Consider the following 26747-nt stretch of genomic DNA (forward strand, 5'->3'; position numbering starts at 1 on the left):
GGTCGCCATGCGCTGGGTTTGCATTCTGTTCCCGCAATTGGCCCTCGACGCCGTGTTGCGTCAGCGCCCCGATCCCGAGCAACCCTTGGCGCTGCTCAGCGGCCCGGCCCAGCGCCGGGTGCTGCAAGCAGTCAATCCGGCGGCGCGGGCACTGGGCTTGCGTCCGGGGCAGTCGATGACGGCCGCGCAGGCCATGAGCAAAGGGTTTGCCACCGTCGATTACGACGCGGCCGAGGTCGAGCACTGGCAGCAGTTTCTCGCCGCCTGGGCCTATCGTTTCAGCGCACAGGTCAGCGTGCATTACCCGCGCACCGTGGTGTTCGAGATCGAATCGAGCCTCGGGCTGTTCGGTTCCTGGGCGCAGTTCGAGGCGCGGTTGCGTACCGAGTTGACCGAGCTGGGCTTTCGTCACCGCATCGTCGCCGCGCCCAATCCGGTGGCGGCGCGGGTGTTGGCCAACGCCTATGACGGATTGGTGGTGCCCGACGGTGAAGCCCTGCGCCATCACCTCGGGCAATTGCCGGTCGACCGCATCGGGCTTGAGCCGAGCGTGGCCACGGCGCTGTCGCGCATGGGCCTGCGCAACCTTCATCAGGTGCAGAACCTGCCGCGTCAGGCCCTGGCCCGGCGTTTCGAGGCACCGATGCTCAAGCATCTGGACACGCTGTTCGGCGCACGGCCGCTGGCGCTGGCGTTCTACCTGCCGCCGGACCGTTTCGACGTGCGCATCGAACTCAATTTCGACGTGCAGTCCCATCAGGCGCTGCTGTTCCCCTTGCGCCGCCTGACGTCCGATCTGGCGGCGTTTTTGTGCGGGCGCGACAGCGGCGTGCAGCGCTTCGATCTGCACCTGGAACACGCCGGGCTGCCGGACACGCTGATCAAGGTCGGCCTGCTCAGCGCCGAGCGCGATCCGGCCATGCTCTTTGAACTGGCCCGTGGCCGACTGGAGCAGGTACAGGTCGAAGCCCCGGTGCGCGGTTTTCGTCTGCGCGCCGAGGATCTGCCGAGTTTCGTGCCGCAGTTTCAGGAACTGTTCGACGACCGCCCGCAGCAGACCTTGCCGTGGGAGCAACTGCGCGAACGCCTGCGCGCGCGACTGGGGGATGAGGCGGTGCAAGGCCTGCGTTTTCAGGCCGATCATCGACCGGAGTGCGCATGGCAGAACGCCGACGACAAACAGCGCTGCCCTGCATTGCCGGGCGTGCAGCGTCCGGGCTGGTTGTTGGGCGAGCCGCAGTCCGTGCCGGAAGGTTCGGCGCGGATCCTCATGGGCCCGGAGCGCATCGAGTCCGGTTGGTGGGACGGTGACGACGTGCGCCGCGACTATTACCTGATCCAGAACCGCGCCGGCCAGCAAGGCTGGGCGTACCGGGCAGTGGGTGAGGGCGGTCCGTTGTGGCTGCAGGGCTGGTTTGCGTGAACCAGGGTTATGCCGAGCTGCACTGCCTGTCGAATTTCAGTTTCCAGCGCGGTGCATCCAGTGCGCTGGAGCTGTTCCAACGGGCGAAAAAACACGGCTATCAGGCGCTGGCGATCACCGATGAATGCACCCTGGCCGGGATCGTCCGTGCCTGGCAGGCGGCCAAATCCGTGGAGCTGCCGCTGATTATCGGCAGCGAAATCCGCATCGAGAACGGCCCGAAACTGGTGTTGCTGGTAGAAAACATCGAGGGTTATCAGGCGCTGTGCGGCTTGATCACCCAGGCTCGACGGCGCACGCAGAAAGGCCAGTATCAAATACTGCGCGAGGATTTCAGCGAGCCGCTACCGGGATTGCTGGTGCTGTGGGTGCCGGATTCGGTCGATGAGGTGGAAGAGGGCCGCTGGCTGAAGCAGACCTTCGGCGAACGGCTGTGGCTGGCGGTGCAGTTGCATCGCGGGCAGAACGATCAGCAACGGCTGGCCGCACTGCTGAGTCTGGCGGATGAACTGCAGATTCCAGCCGTGGCCAGCGGTGATGTGCACATGCACGCCCGTGGCCGCCGAGCCTTGCAGGACACCATGACTGCGATCCGCCATCACGTGCCGGTGGCCGAGGCCGGGTTGCGCCTGCACCCCAATGGCGAGCGGCATTTGCGCAGCCTCGATGTGTTGCGCGAGTTGTATCCGCAGGCCTTGCTGGACGAGTCCGTGACGTTGGCCCGCCGCTGCACCTTCGATCTGGGCGAGTTGCGCTATCAATACCCCAAAGAGCTGGTGCCCGAGGAACACAGCGCCAGTTCCTGGCTGCGGCATCTGACCGAAGAGGGCATCGCCTGGCGCTGGCCGAAAGGCGCACAGCCCAAGGTGCTCAAGCAGATCGACGATGAGCTGGAGCTGATCGCCGAACTCGGCTACGAAAGCTACTTCCTCACCGTACACGATGTGGTGCGTTACGCCCGGGAGCAGAAGATCCTCTGTCAGGGTCGCGGTTCGGCGGCCAACTCGGCGGTGTGTTTTGCCTTGGGCATCACCGAGATCGACCCGGATCGCACCACGCTGCTGTTCGAGCGTTTCATGTCGAGGGAGCGCAACGAGCCGCCGGACATCGACGTGGATTTCGAGCACGAACGCCGAGAAGAAGTCCTGCAATACGTGTTTCGTCGTTATGGCCGCCGTCGTGCGGCGCTGACGGCGGTGGTCAGCACTTACCACGCTTCCGGCGCGATCCGCGATGTGGCCAAGGCGCTGGGTTTGCCGGCGGACCAGATCAATGCGCTGGCCGACTGCTGCGGCCACTGGAGCGATGAAACGCCACCCGTGGAGCGCCTGCGCGAAGGCGGTTTCGACCCCGAAAGTCCGCTGCTGCACCGGGTGCTGAGCCTGACCGGGCAACTGATCGGCTTCCCCCGGCACCTGTCGCAGCACCCCGGTGGTTTCGTGATTTCCGAGCAACCGCTGGACACGCTGGTGCCGGTGGAGAACGCCGCCATGGCCGACCGTACGATCATCCAGTGGGACAAGGATGACCTCGACGCGGTCGGGCTGCTCAAGGTGGATATCCTCGCCCTCGGCATGCTCAGCGCGATCCGCCGCTGTTTCGACCTGCTGCGCCGTCATCGCCATCAGGACCTGAGCCTTGCGACGATCCCGCCTGAGGATCGCCCGACCTACGACATGATCAGCCGCGCCGACACCATCGGCGTGTTCCAGATCGAATCCCGGGCGCAGATGTCGATGCTGCCGCGCCTGCGCCCGCAAACCTTCTACGACCTGGTGATCGAGGTGGCCATCGTCCGGCCGGGGCCGATCCAGGGCGGGATGGTTCATCCGTACCTGCGCCGCCGGAACAAGGAAGAAGAGGAAACCTATCCGTCACCGGAGCTGGAAGTGGTGCTCAAGCGCACCCTCGGCGTGCCGCTGTTTCAGGAACAGGTGATGCAGATCGCGATTGTCGCCGCCGACTACAGCCCCGGCGAGGCCGACCAGTTGCGCCGCTCCATGGCCGCGTGGAAACGCCACGGCGGACTGGAACCGCACAAGGAACGGCTGGCCGCTGGCATGAAGAAAAACGGCTACAGCCCGGAATTCGCCGCGCAGATTTTCGAGCAGATCAAGGGCTTCGGCAGCTACGGTTTTCCTGAATCCCACGCCGCCAGTTTTGCCTTGCTGACCTATGCCAGTTGCTGGCTCAAGTGCCACGAACCGGCGGCGTTCGCCTGTGCGCTGATCAACAGCTGGCCGATGGGTTTCTACAGCCCGGATCAGATTCTTCAGGATGCGCGCCGGCATCATTTGCAGATCCGTCCGGTGGACGTGCGCGCCAGTGACTGGGATTGCAGCCTGGAGCCGATTGCCGGCGAGCAGCCGGCCATCCGCATGGGCCTGCGGATGATCAAGGGCTTTCGCGAGGAGGATGCGCGGAGCATTGAAAGCGCTCGGGCGAGGGGCGCGTTTGCCGATGTCGCCGACCTGGGCGAACGTGCCGGGCTCGACAGTCGCGCCCAGGCGCTGCTGGCGGATGCCGGCGCGCTTCGCGGCCTGGCCGGGCACCGCCATCGGGCACGCTGGGAAGTGGCCGGGGTGCAGAAACAGCTCGGGTTGTTTGCCGGGTTGCCGAGTCAGGAAGAGCCGGATGTGCTGCTGCCGACGCCGAGTGTCAGCGAAGACCTGTTCACCGATTACGCCACCCTCGGCACCACGCTGGGGCCGCACCCGCTGACGCTGTTGCGTGACGAGTTGCGGGCGCGGCGCTGTCGCAGTTCCCGGGAGTTGCTGGAGGTCGAGCATGGCCGGCCGGTCAGCGTGGCGGGGCTGGTGACCGGGCGTCAGCGGCCGGGCACTGCCAGTGGCGTGACCTTCGTGACCCTGGAAGACGAGTTCGGCAACGTCAACGTGGTGGTCTGGCGCGATCTGGCCGAGCGTCAGCGTCAGGTGCTGGTCGGCTCGCAACTGCTCAAGGTCGATGGCCGCTGGGAGCGGGAAGGCGAGGTGCGGCATCTGATCGCCGGACGCTTGAGTGACCTCAGCCCGCTGCTCAACGGCATCCGCGTGCAAAGCCGCGATTTCCACTGACACCCACAAGAATGTGGGAGCGAGCCTGCTCGCGATTGCGGTGGTTCAGCCCAACATCAATATTGAATGCCAATCCGCCATCGCGAGCAGGCTCGCTCCCACGGATTTTGTATCTGTTCAAATGCCAATTTGCTGGCGTCAAAAAAATCTGTTCTCACTGATGGCACTTTGGCATAATGCCGCCCCTTTCCCGATCCCCCACAACATCACCGTGCGGGGACACATCGAATTTCAGAAGGAATGCACAGTGAGAATGATCTCCCGGATGTTGGTCTCGGGCGTTGCGATTGCCGTCCTCGGCACCCTGGCCGGCTCGCTTTCCGGTTGCGCCACCGAAAGCTCCCGCGCATTGCCGGTGGCCAAGGTGGAAAGCGCCTCTCAGGCCTGGTCCGGTGTGCGTATCCCGATGGCCGTGGGCAAGTTCGACAACCGTTCGAGCTACATGCGCGGGATCTTCTCCGACGGCGTCGACCGTCTCGGCGGCCAGGCCAAGACCATCCTGATCACTCACTTGCAGCAGACCAACCGTTTCTCGGTGCTCGACCGCGACAACATGGGCGAAATCCAGCAGGAAGCGGCGATCAAGGGCCAGGCCCAGCGTCTGAAAGGCGCCGATTACGTGGTCACCGGTGACGTCACCGAATTCGGCCGCAAAGAGACCGGCGATCACCAGCTGTTCGGCATTCTCGGCCGTGGCAAGACCCAGGTCGCCTACGCCAAGGTCAACCTGAACATCGTCAACATCAGCACCTCCGAAGTGGTGTATTCGACCCAGGGCGCCGGCGAGTACGCTTTGTCCAACCGCGAAATCATCGGCTTCGGCGGCACCGCTGCCTACGACTCCACCCTCAACGGCAAAGTCCTCGATCTGGCCATGCGCGAGGCGATCAATCGTCTGGTCGATGGCATGAACGCCGGTGCCTGGAAACCGGGCAACTGATAGACGCCCATCGCAAGGAGCAACACACCATGAATCTGTCCCTGTCCCGGTCGCTGATGGCCCTGACTGCTGGCGCCTTGCTGGCCGGTTGCAGCAGCCCGCAAACCCTGTATCAGTGGGAAGGCTACCAGCCACAAGTCTACGAATACTTCAAAAGCGAAACGCCGAAAGAGGCCCAGGCCGAAGCGCTGGAAGCCGATCTGCAAAAGATTCGTGCCAGCGGCAAGCCGGTACCGCCGGGTTACCACGCTCATCTCGGTCTGCTGTACCTGAGCATGGGCAAGGACGATCAGATGGTGCAGCAGCTGCGCACCGAGAAGACCCTGTTCCCCGAGTCCGGCACGTACATGGATTTTCTGCTTAAAAACGCCAAGACCGGAGACGCCCAATGATCTCGCGTGCCTTGAAGCTGCTGGCCGCAGGCCTGGCGCTGACCGTTCTCGGCGGCTGTGTCGCACCGAAGACCGTGGACTACTCGGCGTACAAGCAAGCGCGGCCGAAATCCATTCTGGTGCTGCCACCGCTGAACACCTCGCCGGACGTCAAGGCGTCCTACAGCCTGCTGTCGCAAGTGACGTTCCCGTTGGCCGAAGCCGGTTACTACGTGCTGCCGATCACCCTGGTCGACGAGACATTCCGCCAGAACGGCCTGACCACGCCGGATGACATCCATGCGGCGCCGGCCAACAAGCTGCAGGAAATCTTCGGTGCCGACGCGGCGCTGTACATCACCGTCAGCGAGTACGGCACGCGCTACATGGTGATCAGCAGCGAAACTGCCGTCACCGCGAGCGCCAAACTGGTCGACCTGAAAACCGGCGTCACCCTGTGGACCGGAGCGGCACGGGCGTCGAGCGAGGAGGGCAACAACAGCAACGCCGGCGGCCTGATCGGCATGCTGATCACTGCGGCGGTGAAGCAGATCATTAACAGCTCCACCGATGCCGGCTACCCGATTGCCGGCGTGGCCAGCAATCGACTGCTGTCGGCCGGGCACCCGGCGGGCCTGCTGTACGGGCCACGGTCGCCGAAGTACGGCTCTGATTAAGCAAACGATGTAAATCCCTGTGGGAGCGGGCTTGCTCGCGAAAGCGGTGGTTCAGTCAGCATCCATGTTGAATGACAGACCGCCTTCGCGAGCAAGCCCGCTCCCACAGGGGCAATGTGTTCATCCGATGATTTATTTGGCTGCCGGCCAGAACCGCTCGCCACCCCCCGGCGCTTCCGTCCACGCTTGCAACGAGCGGGTCGGCAGATCGAAGTAATCCCGGGTCCGCGCGTAACCATGACCGCCCATGCGCCCGATCGCATCCAGCCCCAATTGATCGATGTACAGGGTTTTCGGGTCGATCAACTCGTCGCGCACATGCGCCATCAACACCTCGCCAAAAATGATCTCCCGCGATTGGCCGATGTTCAGCGCCATCATCCGCCGACACTCCAGTGCCACCGGTGCTTCGCCGATTCGCGGGCATTTGACCGAGGTTCCGGGAATCGCTGTCAGGCCCGCTGCGGTCAACTCATCGAAGCCCGGCGCGAATGGCACGGCGCAGACGTTCATGGCTTCCACCAATGCATCGCTGACGATGTTGACGGTGAATTCCTGGTTCATCTGGATATTGCGCGTGGTGTCCTTGGGGCTCTGGTCGCCGTAGTTCTCGACGCCGAGCGCGAGAATGGGCGGGTCCGCCGACAGCGCATTGAAGAAGCTGAACGGCGCGGCGTTGACCCGGCCCTCGGCATCGATGGTGGTGACCAGAGCAATCGGACGTGGCACCACGCTGCCGATCAGAATCTTGTACTTTTCCCGTGGGCTCAGTTGGCTGAAGTCGAAGCTGTGCATGGCAGTGTTCTCTAAAGAAGTGGATCGATGGCGCTCAACGGCGCTTCGGCGCTGTAGTCGTCGGCGAACGGAATGGCCGGCTGGAACAGGGTTTTCCAGTCCGGTCGGCCAAAGGCCCGGTCGCTGTGGCTGCGCATCAGTTTTTCGTATTGGCGTTGGGCCTGGCGTTGCAGAGTGGGGTAGTCGACGCCGTTGACCTGACCGTCGTGCATCACGCAGCGACCGTCGATGAAACTGGCGATGCAGTCGTCGCCGCGCCCGGCCAGCAGCAGGTTTTTCAGTGGATCGAACAGCGGCCCCAGGTGCAGGCCGCGCAGGCTGAACACGGTGATATCAGCCTTGGCGCCGGGGGCCAGGCGACCGAGGTCGTCACGGCCCAACGCCTTGGCGCCGCCGAGGGTCGCGGCGTTATACAGATCGAGGCTGCTGGTCAGCGCCGAGCCGCCCTCCATCAACCGGGCGATGTTCAAACCGTGGCGCATGTTGGCCAGCAAGTCCGCCGGCCAGGTGTCGGTGCCGAGAGCGAAGTTGATGCCTTTGGCGCGATAGCGGCCGAACGAGTTCAGCGCTTCGCCGTCACGGGCGAACACCAGCGGGCAGTGCACCAGACTCGCGCCGCCGTCGATGACCCGCTGCAGATCGTCATCGCCCGAGGTGTAGATTCCGTGGGGCAACAGGCTGCGCGGGTTGAGCAAATCAAGCTGCTGCAACCAGCCCAGCGGCGAGGTACCGCGCAACTGTTCGACCATCGCCACTTCACCCAGCGCCTGACAGCAATGCAGGCGCATTGGCGCGTTCAGCTCGCGGCTCAAGGCGGACGTGCGCTGAAGCAGCGCCGGGGTGCAGCTCTGGATGCGATCCGGCAGCAGCGCACCACGAATCAACCCCGCATGAGCACCATCGAAATCCTTGAAAAACCGTTCGGCTGCGTCCAGTCCCGCCAGGCCCCGTACCTCATCCCAGTGATGGGCGAGGGTGCCGTCGGCGCGCCAGTAACTCATGCCGCTCATGTAGCAGGGGCCGAGATAGGTGCGCAGGCCCAGTTCGCCCGCCACATCGGCGACCGCCGCGAACTCGTCGTAGGTCTCCGCCCATTCGCGGTAGTACATCGAGGTGATCGGCATCGCCGTGGTGATGCCGTTGCGGATCAACTGGGTGAAGGCGTAGCGGTATTTGAAGACCTCTTCTTCGGGGCTGAACGACTCACTCGGGCCGGCCGCCAGATACTCCGCCGACCACATCCGGCCCATGGCGCGTTCGTCGCCGTTGTCCAGAGTCAGTACAGTGGAATCGAGATCGCCGAGGGCATCTAGGTCGATGAAACCTGGGCCGATCAACGCATTGCCGTAGTCGATCCACTGATCCACAGGCCCTTGATAATCGCGGCCGACAAACTCGATACGCGATCCGCTGAAAACCACTTCACCGTCGCGCCACAGCACATGCTGCGTGCCGTCGAAACCGACCACGCAACCGGCCTTCAGGCCGATCCGTTTCACAGACGGCTGCCCAGCAAACGACCGCCGCTGGCGATCAGTTCGCCGCCGCGATAGACCTGACGCACCGGCCGCGCGACCACGGCTTCACCGAGGGTTTCGACCGGCATCAGCAGAAAGTCTGCCGGCCGACCGATTCCAAAACCATACTCTTTAACACCCAATGCGCGCGCACCGTTGACTGTCGCCGCGTCGAATGCCGCCGCCAGCTCTTCGTCCTTGCCCAGGTCGAAACGGAACGCCAGCAACATCGCCCGTTCCAGCATGTCGCCATTGCCCATCGGCGACCATGCATCACGAATGCCGTCGGAGCCGAGGCACACGTTGACGCCGGTCTCACGCAGCGCCAGAAACGGTGGAACCGCGCAATCGGCCGGCGCCGAACTCATCAACGAAATGCCCAGCGCGGCGAGGCGTTCGGCGACCGGTTTGACCTGGCTCCACGGCAACATGCCGAGGCAATAGGCATGGCTGATCATCACCCGGTTCTGCAGGTTGAACCGCTCGGTGTAATCGGCGATCCGGGCGATCTGCCACAGGCCCAGTTCACCTTTGTCGTGCAGGTGAATATCGACGCCGCGCTGGAATTCGCTTGCCAGTTTGAACACGAAATCCAGTTGCGCGATCGGGTCGTTATCGATGCCGCATGGGTCGAGCCCGCCGACGTTTTCCACGCCCAGGGCCATGGCTTCGCGCATCAGTTCGGCAGTGCCGGGACGGCTGATCAGGCCGGTTTGCGGGAACACCACCAGTTGCAGGTCGATCAGGTCGTTGTAGGTTTCGCGCAGTTGCTGCATGGCTTCTACGTGGCGCAGACCGAATTCCGGGTCGATGTCGACGTGGCAGCGCATCGTCAGAGAGCCATGGGCGATGCAGTTTTCCAGCAGGGCGCCGGCGCGTTCGGCAATCGGCGCTTTCACTTCGCGCAATACGCGGCGCTCGTTGCTGATGTAGTCCTTGAGCGTCGGGCCGGCGCTGTTCGGGCGCCAGGGTTGGCCGTACAGGGTTTTGTCGAGGTGGACGTGGCTTTCCACCAGCGGGGCGGTCAGGAGCTGGTTCTGGCCGTCGATGTCGGTGGCGGCCAGCGGGGTGTTCGAGGCCGGGCGGCGTTGGGTGAACTTGCCGTTTTCGATCAGCAGGTCTTCGGCGGGGGCGCCGTAGGGGCGGATGTTTCTGAGCCAGCGGGGGTGGGACATTTCATACCTCTGTTTCTATGTTGTCTGGGCGGCCTCTTCGCGAGCAGGCTCGCTCCCACATTGAAATGCGCTCATCTTGTGGGAGCGAGCCTGCTCGCGATGGCCGCGACGCGGTCTCAAGTCAGGCGATCAGCCTTTGAGCTTCGACCAAATCCGATCCTGCAGCTCCCGCGCCTTGTTGCTGCATTCCTTCTCCGGCCGCAGTCGCGAGGCGTATTCCTCGGGCATGTTGATCGCGTCCATGACCTTCCATTTCGCATCCAGCAACTGATCGCTCTGAATCCCGTTGGCATAGGCAATCGCGTTGGACACGGCCGCCGCGTTTTCCGGTTTCATCATCCAGTCGATAAAAATCTTCGCGTTGTCCGGATGCGGCGCGCTTTTCGGTACGGCGAAGTTGTCCTGGAACATCGCCAGGCCTTCTTTCGGATACACGTACTTGATGGTGCTCTTCTGCAACGTGGCGCGGGCCGTCGAGCCGTTCCAGTTCTGCATCATGATCACTTCGCCCGAGGCCATGCGGTCGACGGTGTTGTCGGAGCTGTACATCTTCAAAAACGGTTTCTGCTTCTGCAGCAGTTCGAGGATGCGCTTGGCGTCCTGCGGGTTTTCCGTGCATTCGTCGACGTTCAGGTAATGGCTGGCGGCGTTAATCACGCTGCTGGAAGTGTCGAGGGCGGCGAGCTGGCCTTGCAGCTCCTTGCGAGGTTCGAAGAACTCTTTCCACGAATCGTCGAGCTTGCCCCCCGGTACCCGGGCGCTGTCATAGGAAAACCCGGTGGTGCCCCACAGATATGGCGCCGAGAACTTGCGGCCGGGGTCGAAGCTTGGGTCGCGGAACGGGCCTTTGACGTACTGGAAGTTGTTCAGGGTCGGGGCGTCGATTTCCAGCAGCAGGTCCTGCTTGATCAGCGTCTGCATGATCGACTGCGACGGCACGATCACGTCATACGCCGCGCCGCCGGCCTGCAACTTGGCGAGCAGGGTTTCGTTGCTGTCGTAGCCGTCCATGGTGACCTTGATCCCGGTTTCCTTTTCGAACTTGGCCAGCAGGTCCACCGGGTAGTAATCGGTCCAGTTGTAGAAGAACAATTGCTTGGGATCGGCGGCATGGGCGCTGAACGCGGTGAAACAACTCAGGGCCAGACCGGAAATTGCCAAACGCATGCTTTTGGTTTTCATGAACAGAGCGCTCCAGGTTTATTGTTGTTTGCCGCGTTGGCCAAGCCAGAAGGCCAGCACCACCAGCACGATGGAAATCACCAGCATCAGGGTCGAAATCGCGTTGATCTCGGGCGTCACACCGGCCTTGATCGCCGAGAAGATGTACACCGGCAACGTGGTCGAACCGGGCCCGGCGACGAAGAAGGTCATGATGAAATCGTCGAGGCTGACCACGAACGCCAGCACCGAGCCGGACAACACCGCCGGCCACAGCAACGGCAAGGTCACGCGGCGGAACACCTGCCACGGGTTGGCGTACAGATCGTTGGCGGCTTCCAGCAGGCTCTTGTCCAGATCGTTGAGCCGTGCGCGGATCGGCAGGTAGGCGAACGGAATGCAGAAGCCGATGTGCGCGACGATCACTGTCATCAGCCCGAGCTTGATTCCCAGCGCCATGAACAGCAGCAGGGTAGCCACGGCGGTGACGATCTCCGGCAGGATCAGCGGCAGGTTGATCCCGCCCTCGACCATTTTCTGCCCGTAGAACGGCCGGTAAGTCGCCAGCGCCGCCAGCAGTGCAATCGTCGTGGCGCACACGGTGGCGATGGTCGCGACGATGATCGAGTTCAGCGCCGCCGTCTGGATCGAAGGGTTGGCCAGGATCCGCCCGTACCAGGCGAACGAAAACTCGGTCCACACGGTCGCCGAGCGGTTGGCGTTGAAGCTGTAGGCGATCAACACCAGGATCGGCACGTACAGGTAGGCGAGGATCAGCAGGCTGATTTCCCGGGTCGCCGGGAGTTTTTTCAGGTGCAGAGAGATCATGCTTTCGCTCCCCGGTTCAGGGTTTTCGCCGCGCTGCGGCTGTAGAGGGCGTAGAGCACCAGTGACAGCAGCAGAATCCCCAGCAGCAGGAACGACAGCGAACTGCCCAGCGGCCAGTTGCGCGCGGTGCCGAATTGCTGCTGGATCAGGTTGCCGATCATCAGGGTTTTGCCGCCGCCGAGGATCGCCGGGGTGATGAAGGCGCCAAGGCTCGGCACGAACACCAGCAACGCGCCGGCAATCACGCCGGGCATCGACAGCGGCAGGATGATCCGGCGCAGCGCATGCCAGCGGTTGGCGCCCAGGTCATAAGCGGCTTCCACCAGACGCCAGTCGAGTTTTTCCAGGGTCGAGTAGATCGGCAGGATCATGAACGGCAGGAAGCTGTAGACCAGACCGACGCTGACCGCGAAGTCGTTGTAGAGCAGGGTGATGCCGCCGGCGCTCGGGAACAGCGCATTGAGACTCTGAGCGACCCAGCCCTGTTCGCGCAGGATGATCAGCCACGCGTAATTGCGGATCAGCAGGTTGGTCCAGAACGGAATGGTGATGAGCAACACCATCAGGTTGCGCCGGCGAGGAGTCAGGCTCGACATCCAAAGCGCCACCGGAAACCCGACCAGGAAGCACAGCACCGTGGTGCCACCGGCCTGGAACACCGAACGCAACAGCGCCTGGGCGTAGACCCAGTTCAGTTCCAGTTCGCCGTCGAAACCTTCCTGGAAAAACAGCTGCACGTAACTCTGCAGTTGCCATTGGGCCTGCCAGTCGACGCCGCCGTAGGTGTTGCGCGGCAACAGGCTGATGTAGCCCATGATCCCCAGCGGAATGGCGATCAGGGCGAGCAGGGTCAACACCACCGGGCTGAGCAACAGCGCGCGGTTGAGGGAGGGGGAAGTGCTGCTGACGCTCATCTCAGGCCTCCATCAACAGGCAGGCCTGGGGCGGCAGATGCACCGCCACGCGCTCGCCGACTGCCCGACCACGGTTCAGGCCTTCGTTGTTTTCCCGCAGCATGACTTTGATGTCGTTGTTCAAGCGGCACTGGTACAGCGTCGCGGTGCCGACATACAGCACGGCCTCGATCACCCCGCGCAGATGATGCGGCTGATCCGCCGCGACCAGTTGCGAGCGCTCGGGCCGAAACGCCAGTTGCACGCTGCTGCCGCTGACGCCCTGTGGCGGGCAGGGGATTTCCACCGGCATGCCGTTCGGCACGAAAATGTTTTCGTTGTGCTCGCCGCGCTTGAGCTGGCCGGGGAGGAAATTGATGTCGCCGATGAACTGGGCGACGAAGCGGTGTTGCGGGCGTTCATAGATGTCGGTCGGGGTGCCGATCTGCAGGATCTTGCCGGCGGACATCACCGCGATTCGGTCGGACAGGGTCAGGGCTTCTTCCTGATCGTGGGTGACGAAGATGAAGGTGATGCCGGCTTCTTGCTGCACGCGTTTGAGTTCGACCTGCATTTCCTTGCGCAGCTTCAGGTCCAGTGCCGACAGCGGCTCGTCGAGCAACAGCACTTTCGGCTTCGGCGCCAGGGCCCGGGCCAGAGCCACGCGTTGTTGCTGGCCGCCGGATAATTCCGCCGGTTTGCGCCCGGCCAGGTGCTCCATCTGCACCAGCGCGAGCATTTCATCGACCCGTCCCGGAATTGTCTTGCGATCAAGACCCTGCATCTCGAGGCCGAAGGCGATATTCTGCGCGACACTCATGTGCGGAAACAGCGCGTAACTCTGGAACACCGTGTTGACCCGACGCTTGAACGGCGGCAGGTGATTGACCGTTTCGCCCGCCAGACGGATCTCGCCGTCGCTGACGTGTTCGAAACCGGCGATGGTGCGCAGCAGGGTGGTCTTGCCGCAGCCCGAGGGGCCGAGGAGGGTGAAAAACTCGTTGTCGGCGATGTTCACCGATACGTTGTCGAGGGCAGGCGCCAGGCCAGGATCATCAGAATACCGCTTGGATACGTTACGCACTTCAATGGCTATTGGCTGACCCATAATGGTGCAATCCTCTAATTATTGTATGCAATATCTGAATGCAATTTAGAAATACCCGGATTAATCTGCTTGCGCAACCCCCCATTTCCCTGACTGAGTCGTTCGTCGGGCAGCGTTGCCAGCATTGAAGGAGTTTTTGAATGACCGAGAAGAAAACGGAAACCACGGTCGACCGCGTCTACCAAGGGGTTTACGAGGCGATCAGCAAGCGTTCGCTGCGTCCGGGTATGAAGCTGGGCGAGGCGTCGCTGGCGGAATTGTTCAATGTCAGCCGCACGTCGGTTCGGGCGGCGCTCAAGCAATTGGAGGCCGACGGACTGGTCACCACCGAGCCCAATAAAGGTGCGTCGGTGTCGCTGCCCAGCGATGAAGAGATCCGTTCGCTGTTCGAAACCCGCCGCCTGATCGAGATCGGCATCGTCACCGAACTGTGCCGGCGCAAGGACTCTGCGGTGATGCAGGACCTGCGCGATCACTTGCTGCTGGAAGACGAAGCCCACGAAGCGGGCGATCACGAGCGGCTGATTCACCTTCTCGGTGAGTTTCACATCAAACTGGCCCGCAGTCTGAACAACCCGGTGTTGCTCGACTGGTTCCAGAAGCTGATTTCCCGCGCCTCGCTGTACGCCGCCGCACTGGATGACGACAGCCACGAGGCCTGTCGCGACGACGAACACCTGCGGCTGATCGAGTACATCGAGGCCGGCAATCAGAGCGCCGCGATCGAGCTGACCTGCATGCACCTGGACGGCATCCAGAAGGCCATCCTCGACGTCGCTGCGAAAATGAAGACCGGCTACCATCCGCTCAAACACCTGATCGGAGTGTGAGCGTCGAGTGCAGGTGAAATCGGCTATACCTCTAATGAAACCATCGCTGCCCGACACGCTCGAAACAGACGGGCGTGGCGTTTGAACGCGCGGCGATAGAACCGGACCCACCACAAGGCGTTGAAGCAGCTGATGCAGTTTTTATCCGATAGCCATGGGTGTGACGGCTGGCAAGGCGAGATGGCCGGGCGCATTCGTGCGTTTGACTGGAGCAGGACTGATCTGGGCCCCCTCGAAACCTGGCCGGCCAGCCTGTGCAGCACGGTCCAGCTGATGCTGGCCTCGCCGCTGCCGATGGTCATGCTCTGGGGCCATGCCGGTTACATGATCTACAACGACGCCTATTCGCGATTCGCCGGCGGCCGGCATCCGTACCTGCTCGGATCACCGGTGGAACTGGGCTGGCCGGAGGTCGCCGATTTCAACCGGCATGTGGTCGACACCTGTCTGGCCGGCGGCACCCTGGAATATCGCAACAAGGTCTTGGTGTTGCTGCGCGACGGCGTGCCGGAGGATGTCTGGCTCGATTTGTATTACAGCCCGGTGGCCAACGATGCCGGCGTGCCTTCCGGCGTGATGGCGATGGTGGTGGAAACCACTGAACTGGTGCTGTCCGAGCGTCTGCGCCAGGCCGCTGAAGATGCCTATCGCGCCGACAACGAGCGGGTGCGCCTGGCACTCAATGCGGGGGCACTGCTCGGCTCGTTTGTCTGGGACGTCAGAAACAACGTGCTGTCGGCCGACGAGCGTTTTGCCCGGACATTTTCCTACCCGCCTGATCAAGACCTGAGCAACCTGCCTCAGCATATCGCCGAGACGCACATTCATCCGGACGACCGTAATTGGGTACAGGAGTGCGTGGAGAATTCGGTGCGTACCGGCGAGCCCTACAACGCCGAGTACCGGGTGGTGCGTGCCGATGGCAGTTGTCTGTGGGTGCTCGCCAGCGGCGCTTGCGAATTCGACGAGCAGGGCCGGCCGTTCCGTTTCCCCGGTGTGCTGATCGATATTCACGAGCGCAAGATCGCCGAAGAATCGCTGCTCAAGTTCACCCGCAACCTCGAACAGCGGGTAGCGGATGAAGTCGAGGCGCGCCTCGCCGCGGAAGAGCAATTGCGTCAGTCGCAGAAGCTCGAGGCCATCGGCGGCCTTACGGGCGGCGTGGCCCATGACTTCAACAACCTGCTGCAAGTGATCGCCGGCAACCTGCATCTGCTGGCGCGGCATGAACCGGACAATGCCAACGTCCAGCGTCGGGTCAGCGCCTCGCTGGCGGCGGTGGAGCGGGGCGCCAAGCTGTCCTCGCAACTGCTGGCGTTTGCCCGTCGCCAGCCGCTGTCGCCGGCGGTGTGCAATCCCCGGCAGATCTTCGAAGGCGTCGGTGAGTTGCTGCAACGGGCGCTGGGCGAAACCATTCAGATCGACGTGCAACTGCCGGACGAACCGTGGCACATCAACGTTGATCGCAATCAACTGGAAAACGCCATTCTCAATCTGGCGATCAATGCCCGGGACGCCATGAAAGGCGAGGGCACGATTGTGCTCGGCGCCTCCAACCTTTCACTGGATCGGGCGTTCTGTTCGGGCAAGGGGATCGTGCCGGGGGATTTCGTCCGGGTTTCGGTCAGTGACAGCGGCGTCGGCATCGCCCCGCACATGCTCGAGCAGGTGTTCGAACCGTTCTTCACCACCAAGGCCGACGGCCAGGGCACGGGCCTCGGCTTGAGCATGGTGTTCGGCTTCGTCAAACAGAGCGGCGGGCATGTCGAGATCGACAGCCAGGTGGGCCAGGGCACGCGCGTGCAGTTGTACTTTCCGCGCAGCCTGCGAGCGGTGGGTCAAGCGGCGCCAAGCGTGGAGACCCCCCTCACGGGCGGCCACGAGACAATCCTGGTGGTCGAGGACAACGAAGCGGTGCGCACCTCGGCCGTCGAGCTGCTGCGCGAAGAGGGCTACCGCGTGTTGATCGCCGGCAACGGCGACGCGGCCATGCAGATGTTGATGGAAGGCGCGCGGGTCGACCTGATCTTCACCGACGTGGTCATGCCCGGTCTTATCAAAAGCTCCGATCTGGCGGCGTGGGCCAAGGTGCAAATGCCGCCGGTGGCCGTGCTGTTCACCTCGGGCCACACCCGCGACATCATCTCGCGCAACCACCAGCTCAGCCCCGACACCCATTTGCTCGGCAAGCCCTATGGCCCCGAAGCACTGCTGCAGATGATCCGTTCCGTGCTCAGCACCTGAGCTCCAATCCCCTGACCAAGGCTGGCCGATGACTTCCAGACGCAATTCCAGTTCTGCCGCCGGCATGGTTCGCGTGCGCGGCGCCCGTGAACACAATCTGAAGAACGTTGACGTCGATATCCCCCGTGATGCGCTGGTGGTGTTCACCGGGGTGTCGGGGTCGGGCAAGTCGTCGCTGGCGTTTTCAACGTTGTATGCCGAAGCCCAGCGGCGCTATTTCGAATCGGTGGCGCCCTATGCGCGGCGGCTGATCGATCAGGTCGGCGTGCCGGACGTTGATTCGATCGAAGGCCTGCCGCCAGCCGTGGCCCTGCAGCAACAGCGCGGCACGCCGAGCACGCGCTCGTCGGTGGGCAGCGTCACCACGTTGTCGAGCCTGATCCGCATGCTGTACTCGCGCGCCGGCAGCTACCCGCCGGGCCAGCCGATGCTGTATGCCGAGGATTTTTCACCGAACACGCCGCAAGGCGCGTGCCCGCAATGCCATGGACTGGGCCGGGTTTACGAGGTCACCGAGGCGTTGATGGTGCCGGATCCGAATCTGACCATCCGCCAACGCGCCGTGGCCTCCTGGCCGCTGGCCTGGCAGGGGCAGAACCTGCGCGACATCCTGGTGACCATGGGCATCGACGTCGATATTCCATGGCGCAAGTTGCCGAAAAAGCAGCGCGACTGGATCCTCTTCACCGAGGAAACACCGACGGTTCCGGTGTACGCCGGGCTGACGCCGGAAGAGACCCGCGTCGCCCTCAAGCGAAACATGGAACCGAGTTATCAAGGCACCTTCACCGGCGCCCGGCGCTATATCCTGCACACGTTCACCCATTCGCAAAGCGCGCTGATGAAGAAGCGCGTGTCGCAATTCATGCTCGGCAGCCTGTGCCCGTTGTGCGATGGCAAACGCCTCAAGCGCGAGGCGCTGTCGGTGACGTTTGCCGGGCATGACATCGGCGAGCTGTCGCGGATGCCGCTGCTGCAAGTCGCCGAAGTCTTGAAACCGGTGGCGGACGCGAGCTGGCTGCAACACGCCGATGAAACCGGCGAAACCCTGACCCACAGCCAGACCCGCGAAGCCCGCCAGCAGCGCGTGGCCCATGGCGCCAGCGGCCACGCCAATGCGCCGGACGTGCGCCATACGCCGAACCTGTCGCTGGAAAAACGCCTGGCCGCGCAGCGCATTGCCGAGGACTTGCTGGACCGGGTCAGCACCCTGACCGATCTCGGCCTCGGTTATCTGGCCCTGGAGCGCAGCACGCCGACCCTGTCGTCCGGCGAGTTGCAGCGACTGCGGCTGGCCACCCAACTGGGCTCGCAATTGTTCGGTGTGATCTACGTGCTCGACGAACCTTCCGCCGGCCTGCACCCGGCCGACGGCGAGGCCCTGTTCGAAGCGTTGCAGCGTCTGAAGGCCGACGGCAACAGCGTGTTTGTGGTCGAGCACGATCTGGACACCATGCGCCGCGCCGACTGGCTGATCGACGTCGGCCCGGCGGCCGGTGAAAAGGGCGGGCAGATCCTCTACAGCGGCCCGCCGCCGGGGCTGGCCGCGATCGAGGACTCGCAGACCCGCGCTTATCTGTTCGCCGAACAGCAACGCTCGACCCGTACGGCGCGCAAACCGTCCGGCTGGTTGAAGCTCGACGGCGTCACCCGCAACAACCTGAATAACCTCAGCGCCGAATTTCCGCTTGGCTGTTTCACCTCGGTCACCGGTGTTTCCGGTTCGGGCAAATCCAGTCTGGTCAGCCAGGCGCTGCTGGAACTGGTCGGCGCGCAGCTCGGGCGCAGCGTCAGTGACGCCGAGCCGGAAGAACTCAATCTGGAAGACGATACCCCGACCGCCAGCACCGGCCAGGTCAGCGCCGGGCTGGAGTCGATAAAACGTCTGGTGCAGGTCGATCAGAAACCCATCGGTCGCACCCCGCGTTCGAATCTGGCGACCTACACCGGGCTGTTCGACAACGTGCGCAAGTTGTTCGCCGCAACCAGCGAGGCGAAAGCGGCGGGTTACGACGCCGGGCAGTTTTCCTTCAACGTCGCCAAGGGCCGTTGCCCGACCTGCGAAGGCGAGGGGTTTGTCAGTGTCGAATTGCTGTTCATGCCCAGCGTGTATGCGCCGTGCCCGACCTGCCACGGCGCGCGTTACAACCCCGAGACGTTGGCCATCCTCTGGCAGGGCTTGAGCATCGCGCAGGTGCTGCAACTGACGGTGGACGAGGCGGTGACGGTGTTTGCCGAGCAACCGGCGATCCGCCGTTCGCTGGAGGTGCTGCGCGACATCGGCCTCGGTTATCTGCGCCTCGGGCAGCCGGCGACCGAGTTGTCCGGCGGCGAAGCCCAGCGCATCAAACTGGCCACCGAACTGCAACGCAACCAGCGCGGCGCGACGTTGTATGTGCTGGATGAACCGACCACCGGGTTGCACCCACGGGATGTCGACCGTTTGCTGGAGCAACTGGATACGCTGGTGACGGCAGGGCACACGGTGATCGTGGTCGAGCATGAAATGCGCGTGGTGGCGCAGAGCGACTGGGTGATCGACATTGGTCCGGGCGCTGGAGATCAGGGAGGCAAGATCGTCGTGGCCGGTACGCCGCAGAAAGTTGCGGCGAGCAGGAAGAGCCGGACTGCGCCGTTTCTTGCTCGCGCCCTCAGCCGCTAGCCGTAGCGCCTCGAATATCGTCATCGCCAGCAGGCTGGCTCCCACAGGTTTATGGTGTTCCATGTGGGAGCCAGCCTGCTGGCGATGGCGGCGTGTCAGGCGCCGTCGAGCGTTCGGCGTACCTTGTCCAGCAACTCACGGATCTGGAACGGCTTGACCAGCATGTCCATGCCCGCACCGAGGAACACCTGGCGGTTGATCGCGGTTTCCGCGTAACCGGTCATGAACAGGATCGGCAACCCCTCACGCCAGCCCCGGGCAACGTCCGCCAGTTCGCGACCGCTCATGCGCGGCAGGCCGACGTCGGTCAGCAGCAGGTTGATCGACGGGTCGTTCTGCAAGCGCTCCAGCGCGGTTTCGATGTCGCCGACCTGGGTGCAGCGGTAACCGGCGTCTTCCAGCACCTCGGTGACGAACAGGCGCACGGCCGGCATGTCTTCGACGATCAACACATGTTCGCCCGAGCCTTGCGGATCGATGGTCACCGGGGCTACATCGACAGCGGTCGGATCACTGGTGGCCGGCAGCATGATCGTCACTTCGGTGCCGCGTCGCGCCACGCTGCGGATGTGCGCATCACCGCCGGACTGGCGGGCGAAACCGTAGATCGTCGACAGCCCCAACCCGGTGCCCTGGCCCAGCGGTTTGGTGGTGAAAAACGGCTCGAACACCTTATCGATGACGCTGTGCTCGATGCCGGTACCGTCATCGCGCACCGATAGCGCCACATAGGAACCATCGGCGAGGTTCGGGTCGCCGTGGGAATACGCCGCGTACGTGCTGACCCAGATATTGCCGCCCCGTGGCAATGCGTCCCGGGCGTTGATCACCAGATTGAGCACTGCGCTTTCGAGCTGGATCGGATCGACCAGCGCGATGGCAGGTTTGGTGGTCATTTCGAGCTTGAGGGCGATGCGTTCGCCGATGGTGCGTACCAGCAATTCTTCGAGCGAACGCACGTGTTCGTTGATGTCCACCGGGCGGGTGTCGAGCGGTTGCTGGCGGGCGAAGGCCAGCAGGCGATGGGTGAGCGAGGCCGCGCTCATCGCCGAATTCAGGGCGGCTTCAGCGTAGAACTGAACCTTGTCCGGGCGGGCATCGGCGACGCGTTTCTGGATCAGCTCAAGGCTGGTGATGATCCCGGTCAGCAGGTTGTTGAAGTCATGGGCGATGCCGCCGGTGAGTTTGCCCAGCGCATCCATTTTCTGCACTTGCAGCAGCTGCGATTCGGCACGCACCCGGTCAGCGACTTCCTTGGCCAGTTGCGTGGTGGTGTCGTCCAGCCGCGCCAGGTGCGAGCGTTCGCGATGGCGGTGTTCGGTGACGTCTTCGACGAACACCAGGCTGAGCTCTGGCGTTCGGTACGGCGATATCTGCCACTGGGTTTCGCGGATCTCGCCCTGCACACGCATGTTCAGTGTGCCTTTCCAGCGTTCGCCGTCCACCAGTCGCAAGCGTAGTTCGTCGAGGATCGCGCTCTGATCCTCGGCGAAGCACTCACTGAGGGTCTGCGGGTCGCGGTTGTCCTGGATCAGTTGGGAGAAGGCGTGATTGCACTCGTGGACTTTCAGGTCGGCGTCGAGCACCGCGATGGGCGCGGAAATGTTGACGAAGATCTCGCGAAAACGCGCCTCACTTTCGCGCAACGCGTTCTCCGTATCGCGGACTCGCAGCAAGGTGCGCAACGTTGCCAGCAGCACATCGGGATCGACCGGGTGAATCAGATACGCATCGGCACCGGCATCGAGGCCGGTGATGATGTCGCCGGTCTGGATCGACGCCGCCGACACGTGGATCACCGGGAGCAACGCAGTGCCCGGGTCGGTGCGCAGTTTACGCACGATGTCGAATCCGCTCATGTCCGGCAGGTTGACGTCGAGAATCAGCGCATCGAGCGGTTCGCTGGCGATCAGGGCCAGGCCGTCGCCGCCGGTGCCGGCCTCGAGCACTTCGTAACCGTGTCGCTCCAGGCGTCGGCGCAAGGCGTAGCGGGTGGCGACGTTGTCATCGACGATCAACAGACGGATGTCATGTTTCATCGACGTTCTCCTGGGCAATCGCCAGCGGAATGATCACGAAAAAGCTTGAACCCACACCCGGCGTACTTTCGACACCGACCTCGCCACCGAGCAATTCGGCGAAACGCTTGCACAGCGACAGGCCGAGCCCGGTGCCGCGCAGGCGTTTTTGCAGTGGTGAGTCGACCTGTGAAAAGTCTTCGAACAGGGTGCCGTGCAGCTCCGGGGCGATACCGATGCCGGTGTCGCTGACCGCAAATCGCACCTTGTCCTGACCCTCAAGGCGCGCCGAGACCCGGACTTCGCCACGGGTGGTGAATTTCAGCGAGTTGGAAATGAAGTTGCGCAGGATCTGCGCCAGCTTCTTGTCGTCGGTGAAGAGACGTGGCAGGCCCACCGGCTCTTCGAAAATCAGGTCTACGGCCGTGGCGTCGACAATCGGCCGGAACATCCCGCGCAGTGCGGCGAACAGATCGAACATGTCGAACCACGCCGGGGAAATGCTGATGCGCCCGGCCTCGATCTTCGCCAGATCGAGCAGGTCGTCGACCATGTCGCTGAGTTCACGGGCGGCGCTGCTGACGAACGCGACCTGCTTGTGTTGTTCGGGGCTGAGCGGGCCGTCGAGTTCGTCGGCCAGCAGGCTGTTGATGCTCAGGATCGAACCCAGCGGTGTACGGAACTCGTGGCTCATGTACGACAGGAAGCGGCTTTTCAGGTCGGAGGCCTGGCGCAGTTGTTCGGCTTGGGTGTCGAGTTCGGCGTACAGGGCGAGCACGCCCTGATTGGTCTCGTCGAGCTCTTCGCGCAGCGCGGCGGTTTCGCTCTGCAACTGAGCGATCAGCGCTGATTGTTCAGCGCTGTTCAAGGTCGGGGACTCAGCCATGGGCGGCCTCCAGGGCAACGACCAGCACCGTTACATCGTCGCGCCCGCGACAGAAATCGCGGTGCAGGACGGTGGCTATCACGGCGGGATGGCGATGCACCAGACCGGGGTAGTCTTGAAGGTTCCAACGGGACTGCAAGCCGTCGCTGTACATGATCAATAGATGTCCGTTCACGTGAGCATAGTCAAAGGGCTGGGCTTTTCGGTATTGGCCGCCGACGATCCCCGGGTGCGAGGCCAGTCCGCGGGATTTGTCGGAGGCGATCAGGCTTGCACCGATGTTGCCGATCCCGGCGAACGTCAGGCTGGCGCGGTCGGCGTGAAACTGCGCGAATGCCACTGCGCCGCCACGTGTCCCGATCATTTCGCGGTGCATGTCTTCCATCAGGACCGTTGGCGCGCCGAACGGGCTCAGGGCAAAGGCCTTTTCCCCGGCACGGGCCGCACGCTCGGCGTCTTCGCCATGGCCCAGGCCGTCGACGATCAGGGCGCTGATGTCACTGCCGTGAATCGCCAGATGCCAGACGTCGCCGCAGGCGGGATCGTTGTGCAGCGAGTGCTGGCTGACACCATACGGCAGATCCGCCTGGCGGTCGCTGCGCGGGTACAGACGCGCCAGCAGCACCGCGCCGCGATGATCGGCAAACACATCGAATACATCGGCCTGTCGTGCGACCGCACCCAGACCAATGCCTTGGGTGCCGCCGGTGGAGAAACCGTCCGCCAGACACGCGTCCAGATCAAACCCCTGGGCACGGTCGACCGCAATCATCTCGATGCCGTCGTCACCCTGACGGGGCACCAGGCGCAGGTGCAATTCCCCGTGCCCGGCATGCTTGAGCACATTGCTCGCCAGTTCCGTGGCCACCAGCGCCACGCGGCCGGCGTCGCTGTCGCCGAAACCGTGTTGCTCGGCCAGCCGCTGCGCCGTGCGCCGGGCATGGCCGATCTGGCTGCTGTCCTCGATCACCAACACCTGGGTCAATGTCCCGCTGATGTTCATGTCCATCGGGTGATCGTTATGCGAGTGCCTTTGCCGGGCTCTGTGTCCAGTTCGAACTCGTCCACCAGCCGCTTGGCCCCGGTCAGGCCCAGGCCCAGACCGCTGCCGGAGGTCCAGCCGTCGGTCATCGCCAGTTTGATGTCGGGAATACCCGGGCCTTCATCGCGAAAGGTCAGGCGCAGGCCGACCTTGTGGTTGTCATCGAGGATCTCCCAGTCCATGTCGCCGCCACCACCGTAGACCATGGTGTTGCGCGCCAGCTCGCTGACGGCGGTCACCAGTTTGGTCAGGTCGATCAGGCGCATGCCGCATTCGGTGGCCAGCTTTCGCGCCTGTTGCCGGGCCAGCACCACGTCCTGCTCGATGTTGATCGGTTGGGTACCACTGCTGCGCACGGTCATTGCTGGCGTACTCGTTCCTGCAGCAGTTTCATGCCGCGCTCGACGTTCAGCGCGGTGCTGACGCCCGGCAGGTTCAGGCCGAGCTCGACCAGCGTGATCGCCACCGCCGGTTGCATGCCGACCAGCATGGTTTCGGCGTCCATGATTTTCGACAGGCCGGAAATGGTGCCGATCATCCGGCCGATGAACGAATCGACCATGTCCAGCGCCGAGATGTCGATCAGCACCCCGCGCGCCGAGGTTTTGCTGATGCGTTCGGACAGATCGTCCTGGAGGGTGAGGGCGAGCTGGTCATGCATGTCGACCTGGATGGTCACCAGCAGGAAGTCGCCCATCTGAAGAATCGGGATACGTTCCATTGGTTAAACCGTCTTGGCGAGGGTGATGCCCAGGCGGGTCAGCGCCAGTTTCAACGCATCAGCCAGATTGGCTTTGGTCACCACGCCTTGCAGGTCGAGGCCCAGGTGGACGATGGTCTGGGCAATCTGCGGACGCACGCCGCTGATGATGCAATCGGCACCCATCAGGCGAATCGCAGTCACGGTTTTCAGCAGGTGCTGGGCCACGAGGGTGTCGACGGTCGGCACGCCGGTGATGTCGATGATGGCGATTTCCGAACCGGTGTCGACGATGCGTTGAAGCAGCGATTCCATCACCACCTGGGTGCGTTGCGAGTCGAGGGTGCCGATCATCGGCAGCGCGAGCACGCCGTCCCACAGCTTGACCACGGGGGTCGACAGTTCCAGCAGTTCTTCCTGCTGGCGCTTGATCACCGCTTCACGGGATTTCTGGAACGTACGGATGGTGTACAGACCGAAGGCATCGAACAGCTCGGAGATTTCCCAAAGCTGTTCGGCGAGCAGGGCGGGCTGGTCCTGATAATGGTTTTGCAGCAGGGCGAACAACGGGCCCTTGAGCGAGAATATGAAGCTGGCGGTCTGTTGCGAATCCTGACCGAGCTGGGCACGACTTTGAGACAGTTTTTCGAGGAACTGGCGCATGCCTTCCCAGCCCTGCGCGGTGATGTTGGTGCCGCTGTCGTTTTCCAGGCCACTGACCACCAGTTGCAGGAATTCGCCGGTCTGTTGCTGTATGTCGTGTTCTTTGAGGTTGCGGGTAGCACCGCTGGTTTGCAGTCCGTTGATCCATTCGCCCAGCAGTTGTGCCTGTTTGTTTTTCATCGCATCGAGTGTGCTGTTCTGCAGTGCTGCCATGTGCCTGTTGCTCCATTGCGAATTGGGGGCCGGTTCTTCGGAAAATGACCGGCGCGAAGTGAATGACCTTGGCCGTTCGAAATAGTTGTTTGTCCCCGCGAGGATATTTTTGATCTACCGCAAGGAACGCACCGGTAACTCTAGTCGGCGTGGCCGGGAATGCTGATCTTTCGCGTGCAATGCAAAGAGGCCGCGTCCAATGGAGGCGGCCTCTTGAGGTGTGTTGCGGTTACTTGCTCGGGTGCTTGGCCTGCAATTCCTTGGCGGCAGCCAAGTGTTTTTCCAGCCCCGGCAACATTTTCTGGGCAAAGGCTTTGAGTTCAGTGGCGCCTTTGACTTTGTCGTCGGTCACGGTATTGGCTTGTTTCTTGAACAGTTCAATGGTTTCTTCGTGGGCCTTGACCTGATTGTTGGCGTACGCCGCATCGAAGGACTCATCGCGGACTTCGAGTATTTTTTCTTTGGCTTGTTTGACCAGGGTCGTGGTGTCCGGCACCTCGATGTCGTGAGCCTTGGCGATGGTAGCCAGTTCATCGTTGGCCTTGCCGTGGTCGGTGATCATCATGTTGGCAAAGGCCTTGATGTCGGCCGACTGGCTCTTCTCCAGCGCCAGGCGGCTGGTCTCGATCTCGGCAATGCCGCCGGCCGCAGCGTTGTCGACGAAGTCATTGTCGGTGGCGGCAAAGGCCGAGGCCATGCCGGTGCTCAACGCAACGGCCAGAAAAAGATGACGCAGTTTGAATCCGTCCATTGGTGTTTCTCCACGCAGGTTTTTGTGAGCGTTATTCAATGGAGGGAATTGGTCGATCAAAGGTTTTATCGCATTCGCGAAAGGGCGACGAACGGGCACCGCTGGTCTGACAGGTGGTCGACAGAACCTGCCAACCGAGGCCATTCTGATACCTGGCCAGCGCAATCGGTCGCGTTGGCTGCCGATCAACTGACGGAGGTGTTCCATGCCGGTGACTCATGATTTGTTACAGGACTTGAAACTTACGAAGGAAGAGATCCAGCAACGACGCACCGCGGATCCACATCTGGATGCACTGATCAACAAGTATTCCCAGGCGGACGCCGAAGTCGTCAAGGCCGAGACGGCGACCTCGGATGCACCCAGCGATGACACCCTGAAGAAACTCAAAGAGAAACGCCTGCAGGTCAAAGACAAGATCGTCGAGCAGTTGCAGGCCCGAACCTGACCGTCAGTCGCGCCACCGGCCTTTGGTGGTGAAGCGACTGGAACGACAGCCCCGACCGGCACCTCGAATGTTCAGAGTCTTCACATAGCGACTCTCAGCGAGGTGCCTTATGAAAGATCCAAAATTTCCTAGTGAAGAGCAGGGCGCATTCGACCCGGTTCCGACGCATTCCGAGCCGAACAGTCCGGCGCACACCGTCCGTAATCCTGAAGAGGAACGCAAGAGCGAGGAAGTGCCGGAGGATGAGGATCCGGACAAGTTCGATCGGTCCAGTAACTGATCGTCCGCCATCGCTGGCTTGCCAGCGATGACGTCAGCCGATTCATCA

The 26747-nt window shown here is 62.8% G+C and carries 24 protein-coding genes; 10 read left to right on the forward strand and 14 right to left on the reverse strand.

From position 1 onward, the window contains the following. Window positions 1-7: 7 nt before the first annotated feature. The 5 genes from CAF90_RS02170 to CAF90_RS02190 all read left to right on the forward strand — a co-directional run bounded on the left by CAF90_RS02170 (window position 8) and on the right by CAF90_RS02190 (window position 6485). Window positions 8-1423 (forward strand): DNA polymerase Y family protein, encoded by a 1416-nt coding sequence (locus tag CAF90_RS02170; RefSeq protein WP_085603173.1) that lies wholly within the window; start codon window positions 8-10, stop codon window positions 1421-1423. Continuing rightward, the gene (locus CAF90_RS02175; RefSeq protein WP_218191701.1) at window positions 1399-4497 is read left to right on the forward strand and encodes an error-prone DNA polymerase; all 3099 of its coding nucleotides are present in this window, start codon (window positions 1399-1401) and stop codon (window positions 4495-4497) included. The genes CAF90_RS02170 and CAF90_RS02175 overlap by 25 nt, the downstream gene beginning before the upstream one ends. A 253-nt stretch (window positions 4498-4750) precedes the next feature. Then, the gene (locus CAF90_RS02180) at window positions 4751-5437 is read left to right on the forward strand and encodes a CsgG/HfaB family protein (protein ID WP_162130490.1); all 687 of its coding nucleotides are present in this window, start codon (window positions 4751-4753) and stop codon (window positions 5435-5437) included. A gap of 29 nt (window positions 5438-5466) precedes the next feature. Beyond that, window positions 5467-5829, forward strand: a complete 363-nt coding sequence (locus CAF90_RS02185; RefSeq protein ID WP_007959442.1) for a DUF4810 domain-containing protein — start codon at window positions 5467-5469, stop codon at window positions 5827-5829. Further along, entirely contained in the window at window positions 5826-6485 is a 660-nt protein-coding gene (locus tag CAF90_RS02190) for a DUF799 domain-containing protein (RefSeq protein ID WP_085603177.1), read from the forward strand. The genes CAF90_RS02185 and CAF90_RS02190 overlap by 4 nt, the downstream gene beginning before the upstream one ends. A 132-nt stretch (window positions 6486-6617) precedes the next feature. Here the strand turns inward: CAF90_RS02190 and CAF90_RS02195 are convergent, their stop codons facing one another. The 7 genes from CAF90_RS02195 to CAF90_RS02225 form a co-directional block, all read right to left on the reverse strand. Further along, window positions 6618-7280, reverse strand: coding sequence for a flavin reductase family protein (locus tag CAF90_RS02195; RefSeq protein WP_085603179.1), 663 nt, complete (start codon window positions 7278-7280; stop codon window positions 6618-6620). Between the two features lie 11 nt (window positions 7281-7291). After that, complete coding sequence (locus tag CAF90_RS02200) at window positions 7292-8779, reverse strand: amidohydrolase family protein (RefSeq protein ID WP_085603181.1); 1488 nt, start codon at window positions 8777-8779, stop codon at window positions 7292-7294. After that, window positions 8776-9972 carry an amidohydrolase family protein gene (locus CAF90_RS02205; protein WP_085603183.1) on the reverse strand — a complete coding sequence of 399 codons (1197 nt, stop codon included), beginning with the start codon at window positions 9970-9972 and terminating at the stop codon, window positions 8776-8778. The genes CAF90_RS02200 and CAF90_RS02205 overlap by 4 nt, the downstream gene beginning before the upstream one ends. Window positions 9973-10101: 129 nt before the next feature. After that, complete coding sequence (locus CAF90_RS02210) at window positions 10102-11154, reverse strand: extracellular solute-binding protein (RefSeq protein ID WP_085603185.1); 1053 nt, start codon at window positions 11152-11154, stop codon at window positions 10102-10104. Window positions 11155-11172: 18 nt separating this feature from the next. Further along, window positions 11173-11961 carry an ABC transporter permease gene (locus tag CAF90_RS02215; protein WP_007959453.1) on the reverse strand — a complete coding sequence of 263 codons (789 nt, stop codon included), beginning with the start codon at window positions 11959-11961 and terminating at the stop codon, window positions 11173-11175. Continuing rightward, complete coding sequence (locus tag CAF90_RS02220) at window positions 11958-12875, reverse strand: ABC transporter permease (RefSeq protein WP_085603187.1); 918 nt, start codon at window positions 12873-12875, stop codon at window positions 11958-11960. Before CAF90_RS02220 ends, CAF90_RS02215 begins: the two co-directional genes overlap by 4 nt. A gap of 1 nt (window position 12876) precedes the next feature. Then, the gene (locus tag CAF90_RS02225; protein WP_085603189.1) at window positions 12877-13962 is read right to left on the reverse strand and encodes an ABC transporter ATP-binding protein; all 1086 of its coding nucleotides are present in this window, start codon (window positions 13960-13962) and stop codon (window positions 12877-12879) included. 140 nt (window positions 13963-14102) lie between these two features. Between CAF90_RS02225 and CAF90_RS02230 the strand changes: the two genes are divergently transcribed. The 3 genes from CAF90_RS02230 to CAF90_RS02240 all read left to right on the forward strand — a co-directional run bounded on the left by CAF90_RS02230 (window position 14103) and on the right by CAF90_RS02240 (window position 19698). After that, window positions 14103-14792, forward strand: coding sequence for a GntR family transcriptional regulator (locus CAF90_RS02230; RefSeq protein ID WP_085603191.1), 690 nt, complete (start codon window positions 14103-14105; stop codon window positions 14790-14792). Window positions 14793-14924: 132 nt separating this feature from the next. Then, window positions 14925-17036: a PAS domain-containing sensor histidine kinase gene (locus CAF90_RS02235; protein WP_085603193.1), complete on the forward strand. Its 2112-nt coding sequence runs from the start codon at window positions 14925-14927 to the stop codon at window positions 17034-17036. Window positions 17037-17064: 28 nt separating this feature from the next. Continuing rightward, window positions 17065-19698 (forward strand): excinuclease ABC subunit UvrA, encoded by a 2634-nt coding sequence (locus tag CAF90_RS02240; RefSeq protein WP_085603195.1) that lies wholly within the window; start codon window positions 17065-17067, stop codon window positions 19696-19698. Window positions 19699-19793: 95 nt separating this feature from the next. Here CAF90_RS02240 and CAF90_RS02245 read toward each other — a convergent pair whose 3' ends face one another. The 7 genes from CAF90_RS02245 to CAF90_RS02275 form a co-directional block, all read right to left on the reverse strand. Continuing rightward, window positions 19794-21737 (reverse strand): response regulator, encoded by a 1944-nt coding sequence (locus tag CAF90_RS02245; RefSeq protein ID WP_085603197.1) that lies wholly within the window; start codon window positions 21735-21737, stop codon window positions 19794-19796. Beyond that, a complete protein-coding gene (locus CAF90_RS02250; RefSeq protein WP_085603199.1) occupies window positions 21727-22602 on the reverse strand; it encodes a sensor histidine kinase KdpD in 876 nt (291 codons plus the stop codon). Before CAF90_RS02250 ends, CAF90_RS02245 begins: the two co-directional genes overlap by 11 nt. After that, entirely contained in the window at window positions 22595-23605 is a 1011-nt protein-coding gene (locus CAF90_RS02255; RefSeq protein WP_085605127.1) for an ATP-binding protein, read from the reverse strand. The genes CAF90_RS02250 and CAF90_RS02255 overlap by 8 nt, the downstream gene beginning before the upstream one ends. Beyond that, window positions 23602-24006, reverse strand: a complete 405-nt coding sequence (locus CAF90_RS02260) for an anti-sigma regulatory factor (RefSeq protein ID WP_085603201.1) — start codon at window positions 24004-24006, stop codon at window positions 23602-23604. Before CAF90_RS02260 ends, CAF90_RS02255 begins: the two co-directional genes overlap by 4 nt. Next, window positions 24003-24365, reverse strand: a complete 363-nt coding sequence (locus tag CAF90_RS02265; RefSeq protein WP_007959463.1) for an STAS domain-containing protein — start codon at window positions 24363-24365, stop codon at window positions 24003-24005. Before CAF90_RS02265 ends, CAF90_RS02260 begins: the two co-directional genes overlap by 4 nt. A 3-nt stretch (window positions 24366-24368) precedes the next feature. Continuing rightward, window positions 24369-25220, reverse strand: coding sequence for an STAS domain-containing protein (locus CAF90_RS02270; protein ID WP_085603203.1), 852 nt, complete (start codon window positions 25218-25220; stop codon window positions 24369-24371). 229 nt (window positions 25221-25449) lie between these two features. Then, entirely contained in the window at window positions 25450-25971 is a 522-nt protein-coding gene (locus tag CAF90_RS02275) for a DUF4142 domain-containing protein (RefSeq protein ID WP_085603205.1), read from the reverse strand. 205 nt (window positions 25972-26176) lie between these two features. On the opposite strand from CAF90_RS02275, the gene CAF90_RS02280 reads away from it, so the two are divergent. Further along, the gene (locus tag CAF90_RS02280) at window positions 26177-26419 is read left to right on the forward strand and encodes a YdcH family protein (protein WP_007959466.1); all 243 of its coding nucleotides are present in this window, start codon (window positions 26177-26179) and stop codon (window positions 26417-26419) included. 109 nt (window positions 26420-26528) lie between these two features. Beyond that, complete coding sequence (locus CAF90_RS29500) at window positions 26529-26699, forward strand: hypothetical protein (RefSeq protein ID WP_170929346.1); 171 nt, start codon at window positions 26529-26531, stop codon at window positions 26697-26699. Window positions 26700-26747 lie beyond the last annotated feature (48 nt).

Source organism: Pseudomonas sp. B37(2017) (assembly GCF_002112885.1).
Classification (GTDB): domain Bacteria; phylum Pseudomonadota; class Gammaproteobacteria; order Pseudomonadales; family Pseudomonadaceae; genus Aquipseudomonas; species Aquipseudomonas paraglycinae.